Consider the following 23,212-nt stretch of genomic DNA (forward strand, 5'->3'; position numbering starts at 1 on the left):
AGGGATTAATGATTAGTGAATATTTTGATAGTTTTTCCTTCTACTGTGACAGTTACTCTACCCGTTTGCTCCAACAATTTCACCAATGGGGTAATCTCATTATAACGGTTTACATAGCAACCGAAGCGTAACTCCTTGGTCGCCTCATTCTCATAGACTACATCCATATCATACCATCTGGCAAGAGTTTTCATGATGTCATCCAATCGCTGGTCCTTGAAATTGATCTTTCCATGTATCCATGAAGTATAAAATGCAGTATCTACATTGCGTACATTGATCTGGTTGCTGCCCGGAGTAATACAAGCCTGTTCCGATGGTTTCAGAATCCGGTTGCTTCCATTTTCAGTCTGTACTTTTACCGAACCGCTGACAAGTGTAGTTTGATATTCTTCGTTTGCGTAAGCTGATATATTAAAAGTAGTTCCTAATACTTCTATTTTCATCCCTTTGGTTTGTACAATAAAAGGCTGTCCGGTTTTGCTTACTTCGAAATAGGCCTCTCCCTCCAATTCTACCAGACGGCAATCCTGTGCAAACTGAACAGGAAAGCGGATGGAACTCATGGAATTCAACTGTACTTTACTTCCATCGCTCAACGTCAGCTGATATTCACCACCACGAGGAACGTTTACCTTATTATATGCAAGTTTTTCGGATGTCCGGGCGGGAGCCTGCTGATAATTCAATGCTGTAGAATCCACCTGAATGACTGTACCATCTTTTTCTTTCAATTCCACGCCGGAGGTAGACTTCAAATCAATTGCTTCTCCATTATCCAGAATAAGAACGGCTTTCTTACCACCCGGAACAATTTGTTCCGCTACTTGAGATAACGGCTGGGGTTCATTACTGCTCTTATATATTGCCACAGTAGCAACAACCACCGGAAAAATGAAAATAGCAGCATATTTACATATATTCAGTATCCGATGTCTGAACCGATGGCGTTGGATTTTTCTTTGCACTCCCTCCCATCCGTCCTCTGTATGGAAAGTTTGCCGCTTCTGCATATTCTGCTTTATGTTCTCTTCCTTGCAGATTTCCCGAAAAAGGCGTTCGTTTTCGGGCGATTCATTTCTCCACCGGGTCAGTTCCGCCTGTTCTTCTTCCCCGATTTCATCAGATAAGTATCTGGCAATGAGTCTTGCAATATAGAAATGTTGGTTTATCATAATTCACATGTTTTAATCGTTGTTTATACTAAAACAGGTGAATTGAAAATCAGGGTGTATTAAAAATGTTTTTTTTAAAAGAAACTATAAAAAGTAAAAAACCAGATAGTAATAGTCTTTCAAATATACGCGTAATTTACGGTAGGCAATCTTTTTCTGGGAGTGTACCGTTTCGCCGGAAATATTCAGTGTTTCAGCAATTTCCGGATTGCTTTTTCCCTCAAGTGCCAGTTGCATAATGCTTTTCATCTGCGGTGGCAGTTTTTCAATGGCATCCACCAATATCCGGTAACTTTCTTCTGCTATGACCTTGTCTTGAAAAAAAGAGTCTTTACTCATTTCCTGAACTTTCTGTGCATACTCGTTCATGACCTTGGTATGTTCCAGTTCATTCAAAGATTTATTGCGTACCGACGTGTAGAGGAATGATTTAATCTGATGCACATACATGAAATCATCGCGTAACTGCCACAACTTCACAAAACACTCCTGAACAATATCAGCCGCTAATGCATCATTTTCGACATACTGATTAGCAAACATACATAGAGATATGTAATATTTGTCGAATATAGAACGAAACTGCGTCTCATCAGTTAACTTAATACTAATATAGTCTGTTGTGCCAATCACGTATTCTTTATTTTGGTTACAAATATACCATTTGAAAATTATGTAACCAAACAAAAATGAAAAATCACAATCTTTGTTTCATTACAAAACCTTCAAAGAAGTCGTCCCGGTAACTATTACCGATAGCAATTTCATAGGATTTTATAAATATATCATTATTGTCAAATGACTCGATATGATCGGTATTGACGATATAGGATTTATTCACCCGCAAAAAAATAGATTTTGGTAATAAATCGAATATGGCTTTCAGGCTCATGCGAGTAATGATACGCTGGTCGTTCAGTTGAAGAATGACATAATCTTTCAATCCCTCAATAAAGAGAATATCGGAGAAATTCACCTTGAAATACCGGCGCTCTGCCTTTACGAAGAAATATTCAGCGGCAACAATCGTTTCGATAGCTTCTTTCTCTTCTTTCAATAATAGAGAATGATAGGATAACGCTTTATCCACCGCCTTTTGAAAACGTTCCGCTTCGACGGGCTTAATCAGATAGTCGATTGCATCTACTTCATAGCTATCCAACGCATATTCTGTATAGGCTGTGGTGAAAATGACCAGTGTCTTTTTGGAAATTGTACGGGCAAACTCTATTCCTGTAATCCCAGGCATCTGAATATCCAGAAAAACCAGATCGACTCCCTGTTGCTCCATAAAGTCGGAAGCAGTTGCAGCACTGTTAAAACTGCCTATCAACTGGAGGTTATCGGATTCTTCTATCAATAACTTCATGGCCTCACGTGCCAAGGGTTCATCATCTACAATGATACAATTCATAATGTTATACTTAAAATTACAGAATAGAGATTTTCATCTTCTCTTTGTTCCAACTTATAATGTTCAGGATACAGTAATCCTAACCTACGCTGAATATTGGCAAGTCCGATTCCACCGACTTTACCCTGCTGGACTGCAACAGCCGGTTTAGAATTCTCACACCGGAAATCCAGTCGGTGAGCATCCACCTTAAAAAAGACATGGACATACGAAGAATGCTCACTATCAAAACTATGTTTCACCGCATTTTCCACAAAAGGAATGAATAATAAAGGCTGAATCCAAATGGAATCCACTTCTCCCTCCTGCCTCAACGTAAACTGGAAATTGTCACGGCGTATCTTTTCCAAATTCAGATAGTCATTCAGAAAACGGATATCCGAAGCCAATGAAACTCTTTCACGCGAACTGTCGTTAATCTGATATCGTAGCAAATCTTCCAGTTTGAAAAGTACTTTGGAAGCTTCTTCCGGATTTCTCTTTATCAGAACATTGGCATTATTCAGCATATTGAAAAGGAAATGCGGGTTAATCTGATTCTTCAGAAATGTCAGTTCGGATTGCAAAGTAGTGGACTCGAGTTCGTCAATACGCAGGTTATAACGCAACCAATGGGTAAACAAGGATATGGCTGCCGAACCTGCGGTAACAAAACCGATGGTCAGTATCCCCGAAAAAGTATTAATGAAAGTAGCGAATCTGCCAGGATCTTTTCCGGGCAGAATTACTTCAAAGAGTAATCCCTGGGTGACTGAAAGGAAGATGATGACTACCAAATTCGTCAGGACAGCCGCCAGGACATAGTGCCCCAAACGGTTCTTCAACAGAAAACAGGGTACTAATATATACAGGTTCATATAGATTACCGTATTAATGGAAACAAAATATGCCAGGAATCCACCAAAACGCCGCCAAAAAGAAACTGACTGCAAAGGTTCGTACCAAAAGACATTAATAGTCATCAAAAGAACTATTATTTGCAGTAACAGATGTCTACATGTCCGGTAATGAGGACTTAACAGAAAAGCTGTGACACTTTTATCTTCCATTCTTCTATGTTCTGTATTCAGGTTCATACTTCACCTCCTTTCAATTCCAACCAGATGCTTTCTGTCGTCAGGAATAGTCTGTAACGATTGCCATATAATAAGTTCAGTCTTTGGCGGATTCTTTCAAGTCCTTTATCTTCCAAAAGATTCACTTGTAGGCAAAGACAAGTGAATATAATTGTGTTCTCTTCTACTTTCAAATGGATTTTGAGAGAAACAGGGATTGATATTCGCTGTTCGTTAATTGATTTTACAATATATTTCACAAATGGAATAAAAAGCAAGGGTGGAACTAGTGTTCTATTTACTTCTCCATCCGCAAGCAGCTCATAATTGAATGGCGTCTGGGAATTCTGTTCCAAGGTCAGGTAATTATTCAGGAAATTAATTTCACTACTAAGCAACACCTTTGTTCTGCTGCAATCATATAGCTGATAACGAAGTAGTTGACTTAATTTCATCAGCATCTTCGAAGCTTTTTCCGGTTCGCTCAATGTCAGTTCCCCCGAATGATGCAATGTTTTGAAAAGAAGTTCGGGGCTGACTTGTTCTTTTAGCTGTTCCACTTCCGAAAGAACGTGAACCTTTTCCATTTGTGAGACACGTTGATGATCTATCATCCATTCTTTCAGGAGAACGGTCATTGTTCCTCCTATCATGCAGAGTGTGGACAACATGAAAGAAGATATATAATCCATCACTATAGGTATGGAGAAATAGGAGGCACGTTCGTAAAATTCCGGCCAGCAGGAATAAGATACATATTCCGTTGCCATTTGTATTGCCAGGGCAAGCATCATTGCTACTGAAAGTAAGGATATGTAGGTTAGATAGCGTCTTTTCAGCAAAAACTTTGGAAAGAGCCAGAAAAGATTCAGATAAATAACTCCTATATAAGTCAGTAGATATAAGAAAGTGAATGTATAAATCCATCCTCCCAATATATCCCGATAATCGAGGAATATAATAAAAACCTGATTGAATGATATGGTAGCCAACACCATAATAAGCACCAGATAACGCGCCCATCGAAGTTCCGGACTAACGAGGAATCGATATAATAAAGTAGATTTATTGTCTGTTGTTATTGTTTCAGCCATCGTGTATTTAATCAGGGAAGATGTTTTATCTCCGGGGACGAAGATAAAACATTTTTCCGGTTGGACTTCTATATCGGTTATTTAAAATTCAAGTTTATAACTCACATTTGTCAATGTTGTAGAACCGTCACTAACATCAATTTTTCCAGTTTTCACATTATATTCATGTCCATAGTATTCTTTCGCACCGGTAAAGTTAAGTCCTTTCACTGCAAACTCATGAGAGACTTTCTTCTTGTTGATGCGGTAACTCACGGTATAGTTGCCGATAAGCATGGGAGAATACTGTTTAGAAAATGCTTTCGTTTCGTCATACTGTACCTCTTTATCAGGATGATTCATCGTTGCTTCCCTGTCAATCGGAGAATACCGGTCACCTCCTTGTAAGGTCAATTTCAGATTGATGCTAAGAATATTCTGTCTGTTACGTCCCAGCATCCATTCCTTTCCAATCAGTCCGTTGATGACATAATTCCGATTAAACTTCGTATTGTACCACACACCGTCTCCACCCCGGTAGCGGGAATCGAAAAGAGAACCGGAAATCATGTAATAGAGTCCTTTTTCCAGGAAACGTTCTAAAGTGATGTCAATACCGATGTTGCGTCCTCTTCCTTTATTAACCAATGCGTCTTCCACATAGAAATCAGAACGGTTGAGTACGGAATAAGAGCTGTCAGCCATCACAGGCACATCATGGAGAAATTGGATATAAGGTTCTATTTTCAGATTCATGCGATCGGATATTTTGTATCCAAAAGATAACATGACGTGCTGCGCTTTGGTGAAATCGAGTTCCTTGTTGACGGATTTGTCTCCTGTACTTTTCGTTTTCACAAAATAGACGTCCATTTTCTCCATACGGCTGTACATACCATAAGCCAGTGCGAAAGTTGCTTTCGGAGTAGCTTGCCATTTCAAACCAATACGGGGTTCAACAGACCACTTATTATTCAGGGTTAGAAATTGCCCGTAAATACCGGCATTGAGCGTCCAACGTTCCGTCAATCCTACAGAAGAACTATTGTAGGCAGATATCAGACTCGTATTGCCTTTTCCTTGAGATACGGTTTCCAGTGATTCGGCTTCATAAGGAGCAATGGCAAGGTTCATTTGATAGAACATGGCATTATACGTAAATCCTGTCTTATTAGTAAAACGGTTACTGAATTTACGGTTGAAAGTTGAAGTCAGTATCAAGTTGGTATGTTTCGAGTTAAGATCCATGTAGGGAGTAGATTCCAGAGAGTGGTTAAACATGGTTGCTCCTCCGTCCAGTTGTGAATAAGTACCGGCAATAGTGGTTTTCAATGATGCGTCATTGTTGAAGAAATAACGGTGGCTGATACCTCCGGCAGCCATATACTGTTTGTCTTTTGATTCGCTACGGTCGCTCATATATTCCCATTTATCCGTATTCTTTTCAAAATCACTGCCGAATTTATCAATCAGGCTGGTTCCCCAGACAGAGAATGTTCCTGCTTTCTGTGTCGGGAAATTCAGTTTGAAGTTCAAGTCCTGATAGTCCATCTTTCCGCCCTCCAAGTTCAGAAGTCCTGTTGTGGAATACCGATAATTGAAAATATAGGATGCTTTGTGCTTCTTGCTTAACGGTCCTTCGGAAGCTACATCAATTCCCATGATGCCCACTTGAAGCGTATTCTCATTCTTCTGGTTATTGCCATTGCGCAAATTCATATCAAACACACCGGATACCGCATTTCCATATTCTGCCGGAAAAGCTCCGGTAAAGAAATCGGAATTACCCAATACCTGCGAACTAAGAGATGAAAGTATCCCTCCACCCAATGTGGCAATATCCGCAAAGTGATTCGGGTTCGGAATTTCAACGTCTTCCAATCGCCACTGCAACAGATGGGGAGCATTGCCATGAATGGATATTCCATTGGAAGATACACTGGGGGCCACTCCGGCAAAGGAAGATACCAAACGGGCAGGGTCGTCAAAACCTCCGGCATAGCGGCTCGCTTCTTCCACACTCAACATACGGGCTCCGGTAGTAGCCATCTTATTCATCGCCTCCTCTTTATTGGTCCTGGCACGAATCACTACTTCATTGAGTTCGTTTACACTTTCTTTCAAAGGAATTTCCAGATAAACCTCCTTGGCGGAAGTTACCAGTATCTCTCTGAAAATACCCGGTTCATATCCCATAAAGGCTGCCTCTACCGTATGCCGTCCAACAGGAACCTGTGGTATGCTGAAACGCCCGAGACTGTCTGTTATCGTACCAGTTCCCTCTTTTTCGGATAATCTCACCGTTGCATACGGTATCGGGTGTTTTGAATCCCCGTCAATAACCATTCCCCGGATTGTCTGTACCGGCCGTCCTTTTCTCTGCGGTGTCTGACTAAACGCCACTGCGGATACCAACAAAGCAACCAACAAAAGTATCCACCCGCCATAACGATGTATTTTCCGGGTTAACTCTTCACTAAGAATTCTTTCAAAGATTTTGAGTACTGCGCTGCATTCATCTGCGGAGATACCTGACTGAATAGATATTTTTTCTAATAATCTAGTTTTATTCATCTTCATGATTTTATTCTGTTTTTATTTCGTCACGAAGATAGAGTATAGAAGATTGCCGATTTTTGAAATGAGACGAATGCATCCCGTTTGTAGACAAAACGCAAAATTGATAAGACGAAAAAATCATTCAATCCATAAAATCTTACCAGAAACAGAGCCTTAAAAAAAATAAAACTCCAGATATTCTGTTTTTAGAAAAAAATTTCTACATTTGCCAAATCAATATACAGCAAAACAACAATAGTGGCTTTATAGCGACACAATCAATTTAATATTTATAAAGTATGAAAAAGTTTTTATTTGTTTTGGTGGCCTTTATCACCATTTTTATGACTAGTGCTGAAGCACGCCGTATAAAAATCAACGTTCCGGCTAACATTCCTAAAGTCGCTACTTTGCCGGACAGTTCCTATTACAAGACAGATGACGGTTCACATTTGGATCTGGGTTATATCGAGAAAGATGGTAGCCGTGTATTAGTGCTGTTTTCAGAATCCAAACCTGACACCTATTATGATATTCCCAACGATTTTATAGAAGCTCTTCAGAAAGACCTCAATGTAGAGGATCTTACCAGTCTCATTCCAGAGCCATCTTTCTGGGATAAATGGGGAGGCAGCATTCTAATCTATGGCTTCGGTGCATTGATCGTTATCGGTATAATAAGTTATCTGAAAGATTTTATCTTTGGTATCCTCAGACTAGGCAAAAAGAAAAAAGAGGAAGAGGACGAAGAAGATAATGATTCGAAAGCTAACAGCTAACGGTTCATCCTAAGATTAAGTCGGGCAACTCCTATTCTGGTTAGTTGCCTTACCTATATAAGAAAAGTCACATCACTTTTAGAGGACATAAACCGTTCTGAAAGTGATGTGACTTTTTTAATAGCACACGCCAACCTACCCTAAAAAGTCGGTCTTATCTTTATCCGTGATCTCCCGAATTACTTTACATGGAACTCCTGCAGCGATCACATTTTCCGGCACATCCTTAGTCACTACACTTCCTGCTCCGATTACCGAATTTCTTCCAATGGTAACACCACCCATAATATGGACGCCTGCACCAATCCAGACATTATCCTCAATCACAATCGGACGTGCATAGCAACCTCCCATAACGCGTTCCCGAGCATCAAGTGCATGATTTGCAGTGTACAGCCCGACACGTGGTCCCAACAAGACATTATCCCCTATTGTAATAAGATTCCCATCCAACATGATGCAATCAAAATTAGCAAAGAAGTTGTTTCCTATAGTGATATTAAATCCAAACTCACACCGGAAATTGGGTTCGAAGTGAACATTCTCCCCAATGCCTTTCAACATTTTGCGTAATAATGCTTCACGAACCTCTTTGGGTTTTCCATAAGTAGAGTTATAATCATTAGTCAGAAAAACGACTTGTTCTCTTCTCTGAACCAGTTCTGCAGACAAATCATTATACATAGTCCCCGACAACATTCTTTCATACAATTCTCTATTTTCCATATCTATATCATAATGATTGATTAAAGTCCTTTTGTAATCACTGGTAATCCGAAAAAACCTTTTTGTAAAGTTAGTATCTTTGGTGCACCTGCCTTGGTTTTATTATAAGTGGAAAGTGACACATGCAATTCTTCCACAGCTCCATTCTCAAAAGCTACCTGCAAATAGTATTCCTTATGTATGCCATCCGAAACATAACGATGCCTGCCTACTCTACGGGTCTTCTTGTGTGTTTCTACATATTTTTTCTGTACCATCACTATTTCTTCGTGTGTGGAAGCAGGATCGGCAAACCAATAATTACCGCCAAGAAACAATACATAACTGATGGCACCGATGCAAGCCAAATGACACAAACAATTAATTACTTTATCATCCATGGTTGTCAGCCATATCCATTTCTTATAAAACGGGATAGTAGCAAGAGCAATCAAAAGTGCCATTCCAACAGGTATCCACCAGGCAGTCAGTGTATCTTCGTATATTACATAACCTAGTCCACACGAAGCAATAAATACCAAAAGCATCAAAATACGAAGTGTTATAACAAACAGATTTTTCATTATACTATCATTTTGTATGCAAATATAAAAATAAGCAACAAAAGACAGGCATAATATCATCTATATCTGTTTTTTTGACTCCAGCCTATTCGACTGGAGTCAGAAAACTCTATTTATTCCATATCCCAAGAGAATTTCTTTGGTCTTTTCATCATCGTTTTATAAACATTGCCAAACCCATCAGTAATGCGAATACTTATAGGACTTTTGGCATTAGCTGCTTTCACTTTAAACATATGAGAGTTGTAATTAGCCAAGAAAGCAGTAGGTCTACCGGGCAACGCATCTTCGTCACTTCTAATTAAACGATATAGAGGGTCACGGGTCCAACAATGAGAAACATCTAAAGAACGCCCATTCTCTGTAACCTCTATTTTCCAGTCAGGATCCCAATTATAAATGTTTATCAATATTTCATTAGAATCCTTGCTCCCGCCAAATTGTTCTGGGACACAATTCAAATCATATACAAAGAATTGGCTCTTCTCCAAATCTCTTTCAGCAGCCTTAAACTGCCATTGGAGATTATCACCTTTTACTTTTATAATCCAATATCCGGCAGGAGAACCGTCTTCACTAATTAATCGACTAGTCTCTCCATTTATTTTCCAAGAAACAGCAGACGCGGAAGGTAAATTATGAAGAGTGATATTATCACCATAAACATAATTACTACTTCTGTGTGTATGTCCTGCGAAAATCTGAACCTGATTAAATTCAGCAAAACAATCCAAAAATTCTTTTGCATTCTCAAAGTCATAGTCAGTTTCCAACACTCCATTTTTCATGCCTGTGTATTTTAATGGAGGAACATGCATACCTACCATAATGGGAGTATTCTTCGGCATAAAAGACAAATCTTTTTTTATCCATTCCATTTGTTGGTCATCTATACGATAGGTAAACTGATAATTCAGCTTCCCATTCTTTTTCACCGGACCACCTGTTATGATATTATCCAGTATCATAACATGCCACGCACCAATATTAAAAGAATAGTAATTAGGCCCTATTACATCTTTATAAACTGATTCACCATAAAAATCCCAATCGGATATATTCTCAATCACCTTGCGTTCATTATCATGATTGCCCATGGCATGATATACGGGAATAGGAAAATCTTTCATCGTTTCCAAATATTCTGGTAATGCATAATGATTGATATGCCATTTCACATCAGTAGTCATATCACCCAGGCATATTGCATAAACTGGTTTATTTGCGCGGGCTTTTATTTGTGATACAATATCTGGATAAAAAGTCTTTCCAAATTGCGGTAAGTCATTGTCAACACGGTCATTTGTCAGATGTATATCCGTAAACATGAAAATTTCACAATCCTTATTTTCTCTTTTAGTCAGATGGAAGTTCACAGTGTCCACTTCACTATATCCCTTCTTCAAACGAGCAAAATGATTCGGAATAATGCCTATATGATCTACTTCATAGTTACCTGGAACAGAAATAAACACATATCCGTCTTCTTTCTTCGAATTAAAATGGAAATATCCTTCAGCATTTGTCTTCACTACTTCTACTCCATCAGAAACAAGAACATTGGAAACGGGTTTCTGACCACAAGTAACTTTTCCTACGATATTGTCAAATGCTACGGCATAACTGCCGTAAGCACTCAACATATATATTATAAATAATAATGTAAATGTTTTCATAAATATCAATTCTAATAGTTTTTAATACAACGAACTGTTTGGGCAAAAGACCTAGCCTGTGCTATACAATAAATTCTAGTATTTCCATCTAAAGGATCAAAATAAATACCTGAAGAACTTACATCCCAGCAAGTAGCGGCCCAACTATACAGATTTATTCCTTGATTAACTAGTTCACCGGTTTTATTATTACGTCTACCGGCTGCCGGAAAATAAATAGTTTCCATCCCTGTTGTTGCAGAGTTAAAGATAGCCGAAGCAGACGATAGTTTAGCATCGGCACTTTCACCAACAAAGTCACTCTGTGCATTACCGGACAATCTGTCAATGCGAAGATAAATACCGGAGTCCGTCTTGATACGACGTAATCTCAAATAGTACGCACCATCAGTCTTATATTTTTTAATAGCATAAATAGTAGCCTCATCTTTAGCAGATGTCACATAAAGCGCATCATAAAGTGTCCCGGTATCATCCAATATCTCCGCTGAATTTATTTTAAAATCAACGTTACTAAAATTACCAATGCCTGCAGAGTTTTTATATGGTAAAATCGTCTGATATTCTCTGTAACTTGGTACATGATAACCTTCTGGACAAGGGTTTCCCAAACTTCCTGTCCTATCTTCCCATGTTGTAGTTTTGTCTGCAACAGAAACGGCTGTATACCAATCCGTCGAGGATGAAGATGAAACTATAAATTCTTTCATGCCATGTGCCTGCTGTATCGTTATCCCCGGATCACTAACTACAATACCAACTGTTCCAAAAGTTGGGAATGGAACATTCCTTCCCCATTGATAATAATAACCATAGGTATCTGAATGAGTTATATTTTCTTCTGTTAAAGGTAAAATAGCTCCCAAATTCCGGTCTAACCATTCCATACCATTAAACGTAATGGTAGAAGGCATCAATTGCTGAACTATTTCCACCGTTTCTTTCTTCTTCCCAAGACCGATTGTAAATGAAGCTGTTCGTTCCCTACCGGTAGTATTATCTTCCAAACAACAAACCCTCACAAGATTTTCCTCCACAGTAATACTATACCAAGATTCATTTCCCTGTTTCTCCACACTCACGGCTCCCGCCATATTAGTAGCCCAGAAAATTTCATATCCCCAGAATTTATCAGCTGTGAATGGGAAAGTCATTTTATTATTTTTCAGATGCACACCGCTAATAGAGAAATTACCATCAGACCAGTTAGGTACAAACTCCGCTTCCACTTCATTCCCGGATAATGACAAAATCATGTTAAAGAGGTATCCCGGATACATCGGATTAGAGCAAGGAAACTCTTTCTCGAAATCAACCCCATTCTTTTTCCCTTTTATCAGCACAGTCACTCTATAGTCAGCTGACGCACTGCTGGTACCCGGAGTATACAAAAGATATAACTTATCGGGAATCATTTCCTCCAATGCTCCGTTATCCAACATATTCACCTCATAGTTGACAAAACGCGATGTCTTCTTACTATAATCATTAATAAAAGGATAAGCACTTTCCGGTACATTCTTCAATTGCACGGAAGAAATAAAAAGTCCGTTTGTTTCAGAACCTGCTGCTTTATTCTTTATATTTATCTTCGCATATTGCGGAGCTAAGGTTATGCCGACATTCTCCATATCCGCGTTAGCAATCAAGGCGTTTCCCATCATGACAAACGGAGAGGTCTGCTGCTTATCCGCTTTTATAGAAAAATCATTGATAAATTTATCATATACGGTCACATCGGAGAAATCTGATTTTGTACTCTCTGCCAACGAACACAAAACAGGATAACTAACCTTATCATTGGCATTGGCTATTACCACTACCCGTTTCGTCCCACCTGTAGGCAAAACAATATTTCTATTCCCAATCTTAATACTCTGATTATACGGTACCATTTCAGAAGCATCCGGTGTAATATTCATTTCTTTATATTCCAAATAGTTTCCGTCAGATGATACCTTGAAAATAAAGAGATCATACTTTTCCACTTTCAATTCTCCGGCACTAGCGGCAACTTGGTCAGGAGTCCAACTACCAGCCACAAATAAATCCAGATTGATACTTACCTCGGAAGCACCGCTATCTGCCTTGCCTAATGTGTCTATATCCTTATAGTCCACTTCACATCCTATAAACAACACAGAAAGAAGTGCCACCAAGCATGTGATATTTATTTTTATTATCTTCATAATTACTACTCGTTTATTAATTAAAGATTCAACTTATCCCCTAAAAGAGAAGGAGGCACTCTGTAAAAGCTTATTTGCTCATTAGGATTTGCCTTTCCAAATTTACCGGAACCATTTTCATAAATGACACATACCGAACCATCTTGTAAGGTAATAATATCCGAATAAGCGGCCCGTCCACTCCAGATAACCAGCGGGGTAGTCCAAGAGATACCTCCGTCAATGCTCTTGGATATACAAAGATTGGAACGCGAAGAAGAATGATGGGTATTACTCAATAACAAAGTATTACTACGATTCTTATTTATAGGATAATTGACAATAGAACCTTGACACCCAGGGTCAATCAAATCCTGATTGACAACAGACTTCTCCCACGTAGCACCTCCATCCTTACTAACAGCTGAAGCTCTATACTCAGAAGGCAAATCGTTTCCGTTATTATCTTTCACTACCCGACGCATATTAATCAATAAACTTCCGTCCGCAAGTTCAGTCAGGCTCGACTCATTCCCTCCTATCTCCGTTCTTCCTCCCAATTGCCAGGTAGAACCGTTGTCATCAGAATAGATAATATGAGAATAATTGTCCTTATTACCATTATCCCGATGGTTAGCTGAAATAATGATTCGTCCCTTTTGAGGAGCAAGCTGCTTTTGAATACCATGACAAGGTCCTGTAGCATACCAACTCCAATCGCTTTTTTTCAATCGGCTTGTCAAATCATATTGAGTGCTCCAAGTTTGTCCGTCATCATCCGAATAACAATAAAACACACGCCTGGTATGACCGTCAGAAGTAGATGAAACGAACTTGCTTTCCAATTGATTGGGATAACGTCCCCAACACCAAAACAAATATATTCTTCCCGTAGATTCAACTACAACAGGTGCCGGATTCCCACAGGTATTATCATAATCATCAACGACAGTTATCATATTGTCCCACGTCTTTCCACCATCCGTAGAACGTTTGACAGCTAAATCAATATCACCCAAATCTTTAGTACTTCCCACCGGAACAACAGGAAATTTATCCTCATTTCCCTCATAAAAATCAGCCTTAGTATTACGAGCTTCACAAAATGCAAGTATCGTTCCTTTTTTAGTTACGGTAAGTGCCGGTATCCGGAAATAAATATGATTATCTTTACCAGCCTCATATACAATACTTTCCACTATTTCACGATTATCCGGATAGTTTATTTCCGGATCTTCGTCTTCCTTTGGATCATCTTCTGTCGGTTCCTCCGGAATTACGATCCCCGAATTTGGACCAAATTTCAAATCATCTCCACAAGCTGTACATAAAATGGAGAAGATAAATAATGAGTATAATAATCTATGTTTCATCTGATTTCGTATTAATTATTAGTTATAGCCAATAGTTTGACGAATATTCGGATTATTCTCAAAGCAATCTGAAGAGATAGGCCATAACAAAATGTTGGTTTCATTTTGTCTTCCCAGTAATGACGGTATCTTAGTAAATACATATCCCATACGGATATAATCCCACCAGCTTTTACCTTCAGCAGCAAACTCTTTGAGCCGTTCATTAAATATGGCTTCATTTATTTCTTCTTTAGTAAGAGTAGACGGATAGTAATTTTCTTTTCCGTAAGCCCGTTGAGCAATCTGATTCAGATAAAAAAGAGGAGTTCCATTCAACTCATTTTCTATTTCAGCTTTAAAGAGAAGAGCTTCAGCATAACGATATATAGGAATATCTGATGTAAAGTAACGCGTATTATCTGTCCATTCACCCGTAAACTTATTAATCCAGGAATAACTGTTACCGGTTTCGGGAATAGTGAAGACTGTAAAAGTCGTTGTTGTACGAGCATCCTCACTGATTTCATTAATTAACGTCTGAATCGTACTACTTAAAGAATACCATTGGTCTTGACTTCCTGTTTTTACATTATTAGCATCCCGGTATTTCTTATCGTCTGTATATTTACTATCCGGAATCAGATAACTTGCCGGGTAACCACCTTCAGCCTCATCACGTTCAAAGTGCATAGTAAAGATAATTTCCGCACTGTTCTTACTTTTTATATCGAATATTTTTGAATAATCAGGAAGCAATGAATAAGTTTTATTCCCCAATACATTATCAACTGCTTCTGAAGCTCTAGTCAACGCATCTTTTCCAACATTCCTACATTTATACATCCATAGGTAATAGTCAGTAGCCAACATATTGATAGCAGCTTGCGAACCTGTAGTACGGTCTGTAACAGAAGCGGGCATCACTCCCAAAGCTGCTTCTATATCATTCTTCACCTGCTCATAGAGAAGTGTTGCATCTACTCTTGATGGCATCATATCACCTTCGTCCGACTCAATCCCTTCAAGCATCAATGGAGCGTCTCCCCATACCCTTACTATTGTGAAATACATGTAAGCTCTCAAAAAGTAAGCATTTGCTTTTATCTGATTACGCAAATTCTCATCCTGAAAAGTAACTTCATCCACATATTTGAGAATCATGTTACAATCATTGATACTCTTATATAAAAGTTCCCAGCTAGTTCCCTTTGTTTCAGACGAAGTAATTTTGTTACTGACTAATGCAGTTCCATTAAAACTGCCAAGCCCCGGACCAATTAGCCCTGAACGGAAATCACCCCAATAACTCAAATTTGTCTTATATGCATTCCTGAAAGAATAAAAAGATCCATACATGGCAGCTTTCATATCACCTTCATTTTCCCACATATTTTCAGAGTTTATGGTACTTTTCTGTATTACGTCCAAATCTCCGATACAGGAAAACAATCCCAATGGCAACAGAAATAATAGGAATTTTATTGTGTTGGTTTTCATTTTTCTTGTTTTTTTTAAATGATTAAAAAGTAACCTTTGCTGCGACAGACAGACGTCTCACTGGAGGATAATTACTATATGAACTATTATAAGTAGAAGCTGTTCCTATTTCAGGAGAGATTCCTTTCACAGCCGTAAAATAATAAAGATTACTACCAGACAGGGTCAATTGCAAATTTTCAATGCTAATCTTCTGCATCCATTTTTTAGGGAACCTATAGCTTAAAGCAATATCCCGGATACATAGATAGTCACCTTTATATGTAAATACGTTTGAAACTCTGTTGAAGTTACCTTGTCCAGTTCCCGAATCATTTGCCCAGAACTTGGCATACCGAGTAACATCTCCGGGTTGTTTCCAGCATTTCTCTACATCTTTGGCTAATGCATAATTCGTAGAGAAAGTAGCATAAAAATATCTGCTAAAACTTTCATCATAGATAGAATGTCCTAACGCATAATCCAGATAGACACTCAAAGACCAGCTTTTATAAGTAAAGGTATTGCCAATGCTTCCGGTCACAGTCGGCTCGGTTGTTCCCAAACAAAACAAATCTTGATTTTTCGTTATCACTCCATCTTTATTTCTGTCAGCCCAAATATAGTCACCTGCAAATTTTCGACCTGCAACAGTCGTTCCATCTTTATAATTAAATCCTCTTGCCATCTGATCGTATTCTGCTTTAGCAGCTTCCTCATCTGTCTGATAAATTCCAATAGCTTTATATCCGTAAAAACGATATAACGGCTCTCCTTCTGCCAATCCGCCAAAAAATGTTCCATTACCATTAGAGTATATCGGATAGTCGCTCGTCCCCGTGCGATTCTTTGCCATTCCATTGTTAGGAAGTTCCAATACTTTATTCTTATTTTGTGAGAAAACAAATTTAGATTCCCATTTGAAATCTTTTGAATCAATGTTTTGCGTTGTCAGCTCTAATTCATATCCCCAAAAACGTACAGAACCCAAGTTAGTCTTTATAGACGCATAGCCGGTAGTATTCGGCAAACTCATGTCATACAATAATTTTTTGGTCTTTTTATTATAAAAATCGAACGATAAATAAACACGGTTATTCAATACTCCCAGTTCAAGTCCCAAATCCATTTGGGTAGTAGTCTCCCATGTCAGATTTTGATTAGGCAGAATTGTTCCTCTTACAGCAGCATTGCCATTGTATTTATAGGTAGCTGTATATTTTCCAAGAGCATCATTAACTCCGATTCCATTATTTCCTGTAGTACCATAACTAAATCGGGCTTTCAAATAATCCAGCCAATGCATGTCTTTCATGAATTCTTCCTCACTAATAATCCATCCGGCAGACATACCCGGAAAAAATCCCCAACGATTGTCCTTCACAAATTTAGAAGAAGCGTCATAGCGTCCAGTCAAAGTGAGTAGATATTTTTCTTTAAAATTATAATTAAATCTTCCAAAAAATCCTACTTCTACGTCCTTGCTCATAGTAGAGGAACCCAATGTTTCCGCTGATGCATCAATCGTGGTTATCTTATCACTACTACCTCCCGTACCGTAAGCATACAGTTTTTCATAATCTCTTTTCTGATAAGCATAACCTACCATGACATCCACATTATGTTTTTGTTGTATACTGAAATTATAACGGGTATATAGTTCTGTTTTCAATCGGTTTGTTTCAGTCCATGTAGAAGTTGCCTCACGAGCTTGCGAATAATAATTCGACCGCATAAACGTACTTTGTTTGTTCGTTGTATCATAATAAGACCCCGACAGGTTAACAGACCATTGTGGTAAAATTTGCCATTTCAGGTTTCCTGCTAAAGAAAGATATTTAGTTATATCGGAATCATCATTATAATAATTATAAAAAATAGGAGTCTGCGAGGTAGCATTGTAGCCTTGTGCCGGAGTGCCGTCTTCCATATAGACTATTTGCGTTGGAGTAGCTGATAATCCACGGGAAATGGCATCTCGTTGATTAGCATAAGCCTCTGATGAAGTTCGTTGAAAGTTTACATTGATATTGGCAGTCAGGTTATCGGAAATTTTCGCTTCAGCATTACTTTTTAAGTTAAACCGCTTGTAACCGGTTGCCAGTCCGACACCGCCATCATCCGTGTATCCTACACTGGCATTATAGCGAATTATATTACTTCCACCGTCTATATTTAAATGGTAGTTCTGCCAAAGAGCCGAACCAAACATTAATCCCTGCCAGTCAGTATCACAGAACATTAATGTCTTTGAAGGATCCAAAGGATCGGGCATTGTTTTCCAGCCATTGGGAAGTACATCTCCTTCATTGTAATAACGGGTGGAGTAAATACTGCTTCCTGTATTGGCAGATGATACAGAATAACCGGAACTTTGATTCCATTGTGGAGACGGACTGATAGCAATAGCCGGTCTTAACACATTGATATATTCTTCTGCATTTAAGAAATCACGTAAAGTTTCCGGTTCCTGATAGGCTACACTCGCTTCGAACGTGATTCTGGGAGCACTATTGAATTTGCCTTTCTTTGTAGAAATTAAAATAACTCCATTTGAACCTCGTGCACCATATATAGCTGTGGAAGCAGCATCCTTCAACACATCTATAGAAGATATATCCTCCGGAGTAATATCATTCATGCTTCGTTCTACTCCATCGACTAACACCAAAGGCTCATTGCTTTGGGTAATAGAAGAACCTCCTCTTACCTTTATAGAGAATCCTCCACCGGGAGTATTATTTGTTTGTACCACCCGAACTCCTGAAATTCGTCCTTTTAGCCCCTCCACTGGGGAAGAGATAGACATATCACTCAACACATCCCCTTTTACTTTAGAGATTGAAGAAGTAATCGTCCGTCTGGAAGCCTCTCCATAACCTATAACTACAACATCAGAGAGGGCAACTACCCCACTTCTCATTGTTACAATAATATCCTGCCTACCTTTGATATCAACTTCTTGCGTATCCATACCAATGTACGAGAATATCAATACTCCGTTAGCAGGTGCCTCAATGGTGAATTTACCATCAACATTTGTTATTGTTCCTCCCTCAATGCCCTTGACAAGAACCGAAACCCCTATTAACGGTTCTTTAGCATCATCCAGAACTACTCCTTTCACTGTTATCTTTTTAGGACTTGTACCCGACTGGCCAGGCGCAGCCTGAACCAAAGGATACCATAAATAGAGAAACATCAACAAGATTCCTACCATATGAGTTATCCTGTTATAAAAAAAATGTGCATTTAACATAACTAAAAAATTAAGGATTAATCTTTCATATCAATCGTTTTAGGTCGCAGACAAGTGACCAAAATGACCAGCATAACAAATACCAGTATAGCAAGCAACGCAAAATCGCGTCCCAAATGTCCGGCATCCATCGACTCACCCAGAAGGCTCGTAATAGTAGCTCCGGCAAATACACCACACATATTCATAATACCATAGGCAGTTGCCCTGTAACGTGCAGACACAAACTGACAGAGAATAGGCATATTATTTGCGTCAAACATACCAAAACCTATCCCAAACAGCATAGCCCCCATCACCAGTGCGAAAATAGAATGACCATATCCGATAAACAACAAGGAAGGTATGATAAGCCCCAAACCCATAGCACCAGTATATACTCTTCCACGTACATTTTTTAATACCCAACGGTCGGATATATATCCACCTGCCAACACGCCGAATAGTGAGGACAAAGCTATAGAAATAGTAGACATAGGACCTGCTACCGAAATATCAATAGATAAGCTGTCAGAGAAAAGAGTCGGTAACCAGTTCTTTGCCGCCCAACCCGGGGTGCCCGGTACACAGAAATAAAATAAGATAATCCAGAAAAAGACATTGGAAAATAACATTCCCAAACTCTTCAATACAGGAATCTTTTTCATCTTCTGATTTTCAGATACACTTCCTCTCTCTTTATCACGCAGAAGAAATGCCAGAATAACACCATAACCCACACCTATAATACCAAACCAATGGAATGTTGTATGCCAGGAATAGATTGCTGCAAAAGTAGCCCCAAATCCACCGATAGCCTGTCCCACATACAACCCTGTCATATGTATTCCCACAGCCAACGAACGAGTCTTATCTTTATGAAAATCGGCAATCAATGACAAAGCAGCAGGTAAATACAACGCTTCACTAATTCCCATAATTCCACGCAACCAGTAGAGTTGATTGAAAGTGGTGGCATATCCCATCAAGTAAGTAACTCCTGACCACACACACAGACTACCTACAATCAACCATTTGCGGCTCATACGATCACCGACAATCCCCGATAAAGGACTCATCAGTCCGTATACCCACAAGAATACAGCCATCAGGCGACCGAAATTGGCTGCTGATTCCAATTCCCGCACATCCTCCATCATTGGAATTCGCATAGTGGAAAGCATTTGCCTGTCCATATAATTCAACAAGGCAACACCCCACAGCAGCCCAACCACTACCCAAGGATATATATTTGAAGTTTTATTATTCATGTCCGTTTACTTTAAAATCTCTATTAAATTGATTTTTATAAAAGCTAAATCCGACTGACTACTCTCATATAATATACCTATTGAATTTTCATCTATGGATGTAATGCAGGAATATCCGGCACTACGATATTGGTCGAAAAGAATCCAATGTTCTTCCGGCCAAGTCATTCCATCATCAAAACTAACCTTTAAAGTCAGATTATCTCTTGTCCCATAATTATTCGGATTTACAAACAGAAGCATGCTTTTCTTCTTTCCTTCTTCCATATACTCATGTCGATGCAGACTTGCCATACAAGTAGGTTCTACGAGTGCTCTCCGTGAAGTTGGATGTTCTTTCCAACTTTCTCCCAGATCAATAGTTGTGCAGATTCTACGACCGTTCACGTCTTTATTTCCTCTGTTCCGGTTATCACGCATGTTCAACATCAAGGCGCCGTCACCCAATTGTACGACACTACATTCCGTAACATCCTGATATGCAGGATTATTGGTCACCCACGTCTTTCCATGATCTTTACTATACGTAATATTCGAGAAAGGAAGCCCGTTTTCGTCACGTCCTTGTGTAGGAAATACCAACGTTCCGTCTGTCAACGTAATTCCCTGTCCGGGTGCAGGTGCAAATAACCACCATTCAGGGCGTTTCGTCTTTGAGGTTATATTATCCGGAAAGCCCCAGCTAAGACCATCATCCGTACTTTTTGCTATCATAAACTGGGAAGTTTCTTTTAGCCCTGTTCCTGGTTGAGAACCTCTACCTTTCCATTGATGTGTCCAGTTCGTACTGTTTTCATTCAGACCTTCTATCCACTTTCCGTCTTTATCCAGCAGACCGTGCATCCATAATCCGGCTACATAAATATCACCAGTATTTTTATCTACTAAAATACAGGCATCACTCACTCCATTGTATTTCTGTGGTAAACCTCCCCATTCCCCCATATCCAAAACAGTTTGAATGGGTTGCCAGGTTACTCCCTTATCTGTACTACGATGAAGAGCAATATCTATATTTCCCTGCAAATCACGAGGATAATCATAGCGGGCATCAAAAATGGCCAATAAAGTGCCTTTATTACTAGTAGCTAATCCTGGAATACGTGATGAGATACATCCATCCTGTCCTTTCTGTCGTACAGCTACTCCTACTCGTAAAGGTTTACTTGTTTTATCCAAAATTTTCAGATTGCCTTTCGTGGTTTTCACTCGGTTACAATTAACCTGAACACGATGATCCAGTGAAACCGTATCTTTCAACGTTACGGCTACCCAAAAAGACAAAGAATCCTGATTAACCTGCACTTCATTAGTAAATGACATTTTTTGTGTAGCGGGAAGTGCATTACAAAGTAAACGAGACGTATCTATCAGTCCATTTTTCTTCGCACCATATATGGCAACAGAAACAATATCTGCCACATTCGTGCTCCCCAATAAATCCAGATCTATTTGCCGGATAACATAAGGTTGATTATCTGTCCTGATTAAAGTTATCTTCATTACAGGATTTGCCGGTTTCTTTACCAACACAGGAATAACAGGTCTCTCCAGTACCCATTTTATGTCTTTACCTAAAGATGTGACTGGTGACACCAATAACAAAATCATCGAAAATATGATAAATATTTTCTTACTTACTTTCATAGTATCTTTATTTTAGGTAATTTTGAACGCATTTAACTAGATTGGAGGGGATAGACAGAAAGTAAAGTAGCTTACCCCAGCAATACACTTTTACTGTCATCTCCTCTTTATTATTTTCAGAATTCAAAGAATTTTATAGCGTCCAAATCACCTCTTAGTTTTTCATATTCATCAACAGAAAAAGGTTTTATCGGCAACCGGCAAGAACCGCAATCAATACCTATCAGCTTCATAATCGCTTTGCCACCGCGCACTCCGCCACCATATTTAATAATAACCTCCACGGTACGTATGGATTTTATCTGATTGTGGCGAGCCGTTTCCAAATCGTTCATTTTCATTGAATCAAAAATAGCCTGATAGACATTAGGTATATAATTATACGTACTCCCAACTCCTGCTACAGCTCCCATAGCCAAGCCAGAAATAAGAATTTCATCATAACCATGCAATACTTCAAACCGATGTTGCTCCAACTCTATGCAAACTCCCATCTCCATCAGGTTATTATGAGTAAACTTAGTACCCACCAGATTAGGTATTTTCTTTTTCCCTTCTACCAAAAACTTATCCACCGGCAAATTAACCCCTGTAATCGATGGCATATTATAATAATAGAAAGGTAAGCCAGCAGCAGAGTGGCAAATAGGTGCAAAAAAATCAACTAATTCATCTACTGTTCCCGGTTTAAAAAAAGAGGGAGCAATTGAAGCAATAGCATCGGCCCCTACTTGTGCAGCATGGCGTGCCAGTTCCATTGCACTTCGTTGACAGTTTGAGCCTACATGAGCTATGACCTTGAATCGCTTACGGGCAGAAACGAGCCATTTTTCAAGAATTAATTTACGCTCATCGATCGTCAATGAAGAAAATTCACCGGTTGTGCCGCACACAAATATCCCTTTGATAGGAGTCGATGCTATCCAATCAGCATATTTATCAATAACAGATAAATTTACGTCCCCATTCTCATCCAATGGGGTGAAGGTGGCCGCAACCATACCTTCCAGTTTTTCATAATTGTTCATAGTGCATTT

At 39.0% G+C, this 23,212-nt stretch carries 17 protein-coding genes; 1 reads left to right on the plus strand and 16 read right to left on the minus strand.

All coding sequences use genetic code 11. The features are described 5' to 3' along the window. Window positions 1-5 precede the first annotated feature (5 nt). The 6 genes from NQ505_RS23045 to NQ505_RS23070 all read right to left on the minus strand — a co-directional run bounded on the left by NQ505_RS23045 (window position 6) and on the right by NQ505_RS23070 (window position 7,297). Window positions 6-1,175, minus strand: a complete 1,170-nt coding sequence (locus NQ505_RS23045) for a FecR family protein (protein WP_008999965.1) — start codon at window positions 1,173-1,175, stop codon at window positions 6-8. An 84-nt stretch (window positions 1,176-1,259) separates the two neighbouring features. After that, the gene (locus NQ505_RS23050; protein WP_004304159.1) at window positions 1,260-1,808 is read right to left on the minus strand and encodes an RNA polymerase sigma-70 factor; all 549 of its coding nucleotides are present in this window, start codon (window positions 1,806-1,808) and stop codon (window positions 1,260-1,262) included. A 64-nt stretch (window positions 1,809-1,872) separates the two neighbouring features. Continuing rightward, complete coding sequence (locus NQ505_RS23055; protein ID WP_004300562.1) at window positions 1,873-2,589, minus strand: LytR/AlgR family response regulator transcription factor; 717 nt, start codon at window positions 2,587-2,589, stop codon at window positions 1,873-1,875. After that, the gene (locus NQ505_RS23060; protein WP_008999964.1) at window positions 2,586-3,665 is read right to left on the minus strand and encodes a sensor histidine kinase; all 1,080 of its coding nucleotides are present in this window, start codon (window positions 3,663-3,665) and stop codon (window positions 2,586-2,588) included. Before NQ505_RS23060 ends, NQ505_RS23055 begins: the two co-directional genes overlap by 4 nt. Continuing rightward, window positions 3,662-4,738, minus strand: a complete 1,077-nt coding sequence (locus tag NQ505_RS23065) for a sensor histidine kinase (RefSeq protein ID WP_008999963.1) — start codon at window positions 4,736-4,738, stop codon at window positions 3,662-3,664. The genes NQ505_RS23060 and NQ505_RS23065 overlap by 4 nt, the downstream gene beginning before the upstream one ends. Before the next feature lie 81 nt (window positions 4,739-4,819). After that, window positions 4,820-7,297, minus strand: coding sequence for a TonB-dependent receptor (locus NQ505_RS23070; RefSeq protein WP_008999962.1), 2,478 nt, complete (start codon window positions 7,295-7,297; stop codon window positions 4,820-4,822). A gap of 278 nt (window positions 7,298-7,575) precedes the next feature. On the opposite strand from NQ505_RS23070, the gene NQ505_RS23075 reads away from it, so the two are divergent. Then, complete coding sequence (locus NQ505_RS23075) at window positions 7,576-8,055, plus strand: hypothetical protein (RefSeq protein ID WP_008999961.1); 480 nt, start codon at window positions 7,576-7,578, stop codon at window positions 8,053-8,055. A gap of 135 nt (window positions 8,056-8,190) precedes the next feature. Here the strand turns inward: NQ505_RS23075 and NQ505_RS23080 are convergent, their stop codons facing one another. The 10 genes from NQ505_RS23080 to NQ505_RS23125 all read right to left on the minus strand — a co-directional run bounded on the left by NQ505_RS23080 (window position 8,191) and on the right by NQ505_RS23125 (window position 23,203). After that, window positions 8,191-8,781 carry a sugar O-acetyltransferase gene (locus tag NQ505_RS23080; protein WP_083852332.1) on the minus strand — a complete coding sequence of 197 codons (591 nt, stop codon included), beginning with the start codon at window positions 8,779-8,781 and terminating at the stop codon, window positions 8,191-8,193. Between the two features lie 20 nt (window positions 8,782-8,801). Then, window positions 8,802-9,344 carry a hypothetical protein gene (locus NQ505_RS23085; RefSeq protein WP_032853717.1) on the minus strand — a complete coding sequence of 181 codons (543 nt, stop codon included), beginning with the start codon at window positions 9,342-9,344 and terminating at the stop codon, window positions 8,802-8,804. 113 nt (window positions 9,345-9,457) lie between these two features. Continuing rightward, window positions 9,458-11,020 carry a calcineurin-like phosphoesterase C-terminal domain-containing protein gene (locus NQ505_RS23090; RefSeq protein ID WP_008999958.1) on the minus strand — a complete coding sequence of 521 codons (1,563 nt, stop codon included), beginning with the start codon at window positions 11,018-11,020 and terminating at the stop codon, window positions 9,458-9,460. An 11-nt stretch (window positions 11,021-11,031) separates the two neighbouring features. Continuing rightward, window positions 11,032-13,209 (minus strand): BACON domain-containing protein, encoded by a 2,178-nt coding sequence (locus NQ505_RS23095; protein WP_008999957.1) that lies wholly within the window; start codon window positions 13,207-13,209, stop codon window positions 11,032-11,034. A gap of 20 nt (window positions 13,210-13,229) precedes the next feature. Further along, the gene (locus tag NQ505_RS23100) at window positions 13,230-14,561 is read right to left on the minus strand and encodes a sialidase family protein (protein ID WP_008999956.1); all 1,332 of its coding nucleotides are present in this window, start codon (window positions 14,559-14,561) and stop codon (window positions 13,230-13,232) included. Between the two features lie 18 nt (window positions 14,562-14,579). Continuing rightward, window positions 14,580-16,040, minus strand: a complete 1,461-nt coding sequence (locus tag NQ505_RS23105) for a RagB/SusD family nutrient uptake outer membrane protein (RefSeq protein WP_008999955.1) — start codon at window positions 16,038-16,040, stop codon at window positions 14,580-14,582. Between the two features lie 22 nt (window positions 16,041-16,062). After that, the gene (locus NQ505_RS23110; protein ID WP_008999954.1) at window positions 16,063-19,239 is read right to left on the minus strand and encodes a SusC/RagA family TonB-linked outer membrane protein; all 3,177 of its coding nucleotides are present in this window, start codon (window positions 19,237-19,239) and stop codon (window positions 16,063-16,065) included. Window positions 19,240-19,295: 56 nt separating this feature from the next. Then, window positions 19,296-20,528, minus strand: coding sequence for an MFS transporter (locus NQ505_RS23115; RefSeq protein ID WP_004304167.1), 1,233 nt, complete (start codon window positions 20,526-20,528; stop codon window positions 19,296-19,298). Window positions 20,529-20,534: 6 nt separating this feature from the next. Continuing rightward, the gene (locus NQ505_RS23120) at window positions 20,535-22,175 is read right to left on the minus strand and encodes a sialidase family protein (RefSeq protein ID WP_008999953.1); all 1,641 of its coding nucleotides are present in this window, start codon (window positions 22,173-22,175) and stop codon (window positions 20,535-20,537) included. A 116-nt stretch (window positions 22,176-22,291) separates the two neighbouring features. After that, window positions 22,292-23,203, minus strand: a complete 912-nt coding sequence (locus NQ505_RS23125) for a dihydrodipicolinate synthase family protein (protein WP_008999952.1) — start codon at window positions 23,201-23,203, stop codon at window positions 22,292-22,294. Window positions 23,204-23,212: the final 9 nt, after the last annotated feature.

Origin of the sequence: Bacteroides sp. D2 (assembly GCF_025147085.1) — a bacterium.
Classification (GTDB): Bacteria; Bacteroidota; Bacteroidia; order Bacteroidales; family Bacteroidaceae; genus Bacteroides.

What these genes read in the sequence shown, in the direction of transcription:
- NQ505_RS23045 (WP_008999965.1), bottom strand. Translation starts at nt 1,175, where the DNA reads ATGATAAACCAACATTTCTATATTGCAAGACTCATTGCCAGATACTTA.
- NQ505_RS23055 (WP_004300562.1), bottom strand. Translation starts at nt 2,589, where the DNA reads ATGAATTGTATCATTGTAGATGATGAACCCTTGGCACGTGAGGCCATG.
- NQ505_RS23060 (WP_008999964.1), bottom strand. Translation starts at nt 3,665, where the DNA reads ATGAACCTGAATACAGAACATAGAAGAATGGAAGATAAAAGTGTCACA.
- NQ505_RS23065 (WP_008999963.1), bottom strand. Translation starts at nt 4,738, where the DNA reads ATGGCTGAAACAATAACAACAGACAATAAATCTACTTTATTATATCGA.
- NQ505_RS23070 (WP_008999962.1), bottom strand. Translation starts at nt 7,297, where the DNA reads ATGAAGATGAATAAAACTAGATTATTAGAAAAAATATCTATTCAGTCA.
- NQ505_RS23075 (WP_008999961.1), top strand. Translation starts at nt 7,576, where the DNA reads ATGAAAAAGTTTTTATTTGTTTTGGTGGCCTTTATCACCATTTTTATG.
- NQ505_RS23080 (WP_083852332.1), bottom strand. Translation starts at nt 8,781, where the DNA reads ATGGAAAATAGAGAATTGTATGAAAGAATGTTGTCGGGGACTATGTAT.
- NQ505_RS23085 (WP_032853717.1), bottom strand. Translation starts at nt 9,344, where the DNA reads ATGAAAAATCTGTTTGTTATAACACTTCGTATTTTGATGCTTTTGGTA.
- NQ505_RS23090 (WP_008999958.1), bottom strand. Translation starts at nt 11,020, where the DNA reads ATGAAAACATTTACATTATTATTTATAATATATATGTTGAGTGCTTAC.
- NQ505_RS23095 (WP_008999957.1), bottom strand. Translation starts at nt 13,209, where the DNA reads ATGAAGATAATAAAAATAAATATCACATGCTTGGTGGCACTTCTTTCT.
- NQ505_RS23100 (WP_008999956.1), bottom strand. Translation starts at nt 14,561, where the DNA reads ATGAAACATAGATTATTATACTCATTATTTATCTTCTCCATTTTATGT.
- NQ505_RS23105 (WP_008999955.1), bottom strand. Translation starts at nt 16,040, where the DNA reads ATGAAAACCAACACAATAAAATTCCTATTATTTCTGTTGCCATTGGGA.
- NQ505_RS23110 (WP_008999954.1), bottom strand. Translation starts at nt 19,239, where the DNA reads ATGGTAGGAATCTTGTTGATGTTTCTCTATTTATGGTATCCTTTGGTT.
- NQ505_RS23115 (WP_004304167.1), bottom strand. Translation starts at nt 20,528, where the DNA reads ATGAATAATAAAACTTCAAATATATATCCTTGGGTAGTGGTTGGGCTG.
- NQ505_RS23120 (WP_008999953.1), bottom strand. Translation starts at nt 22,175, where the DNA reads ATGAAAGTAAGTAAGAAAATATTTATCATATTTTCGATGATTTTGTTA.
- NQ505_RS23125 (WP_008999952.1), bottom strand. Translation starts at nt 23,203, where the DNA reads ATGAACAATTATGAAAAACTGGAAGGTATGGTTGCGGCCACCTTCACC.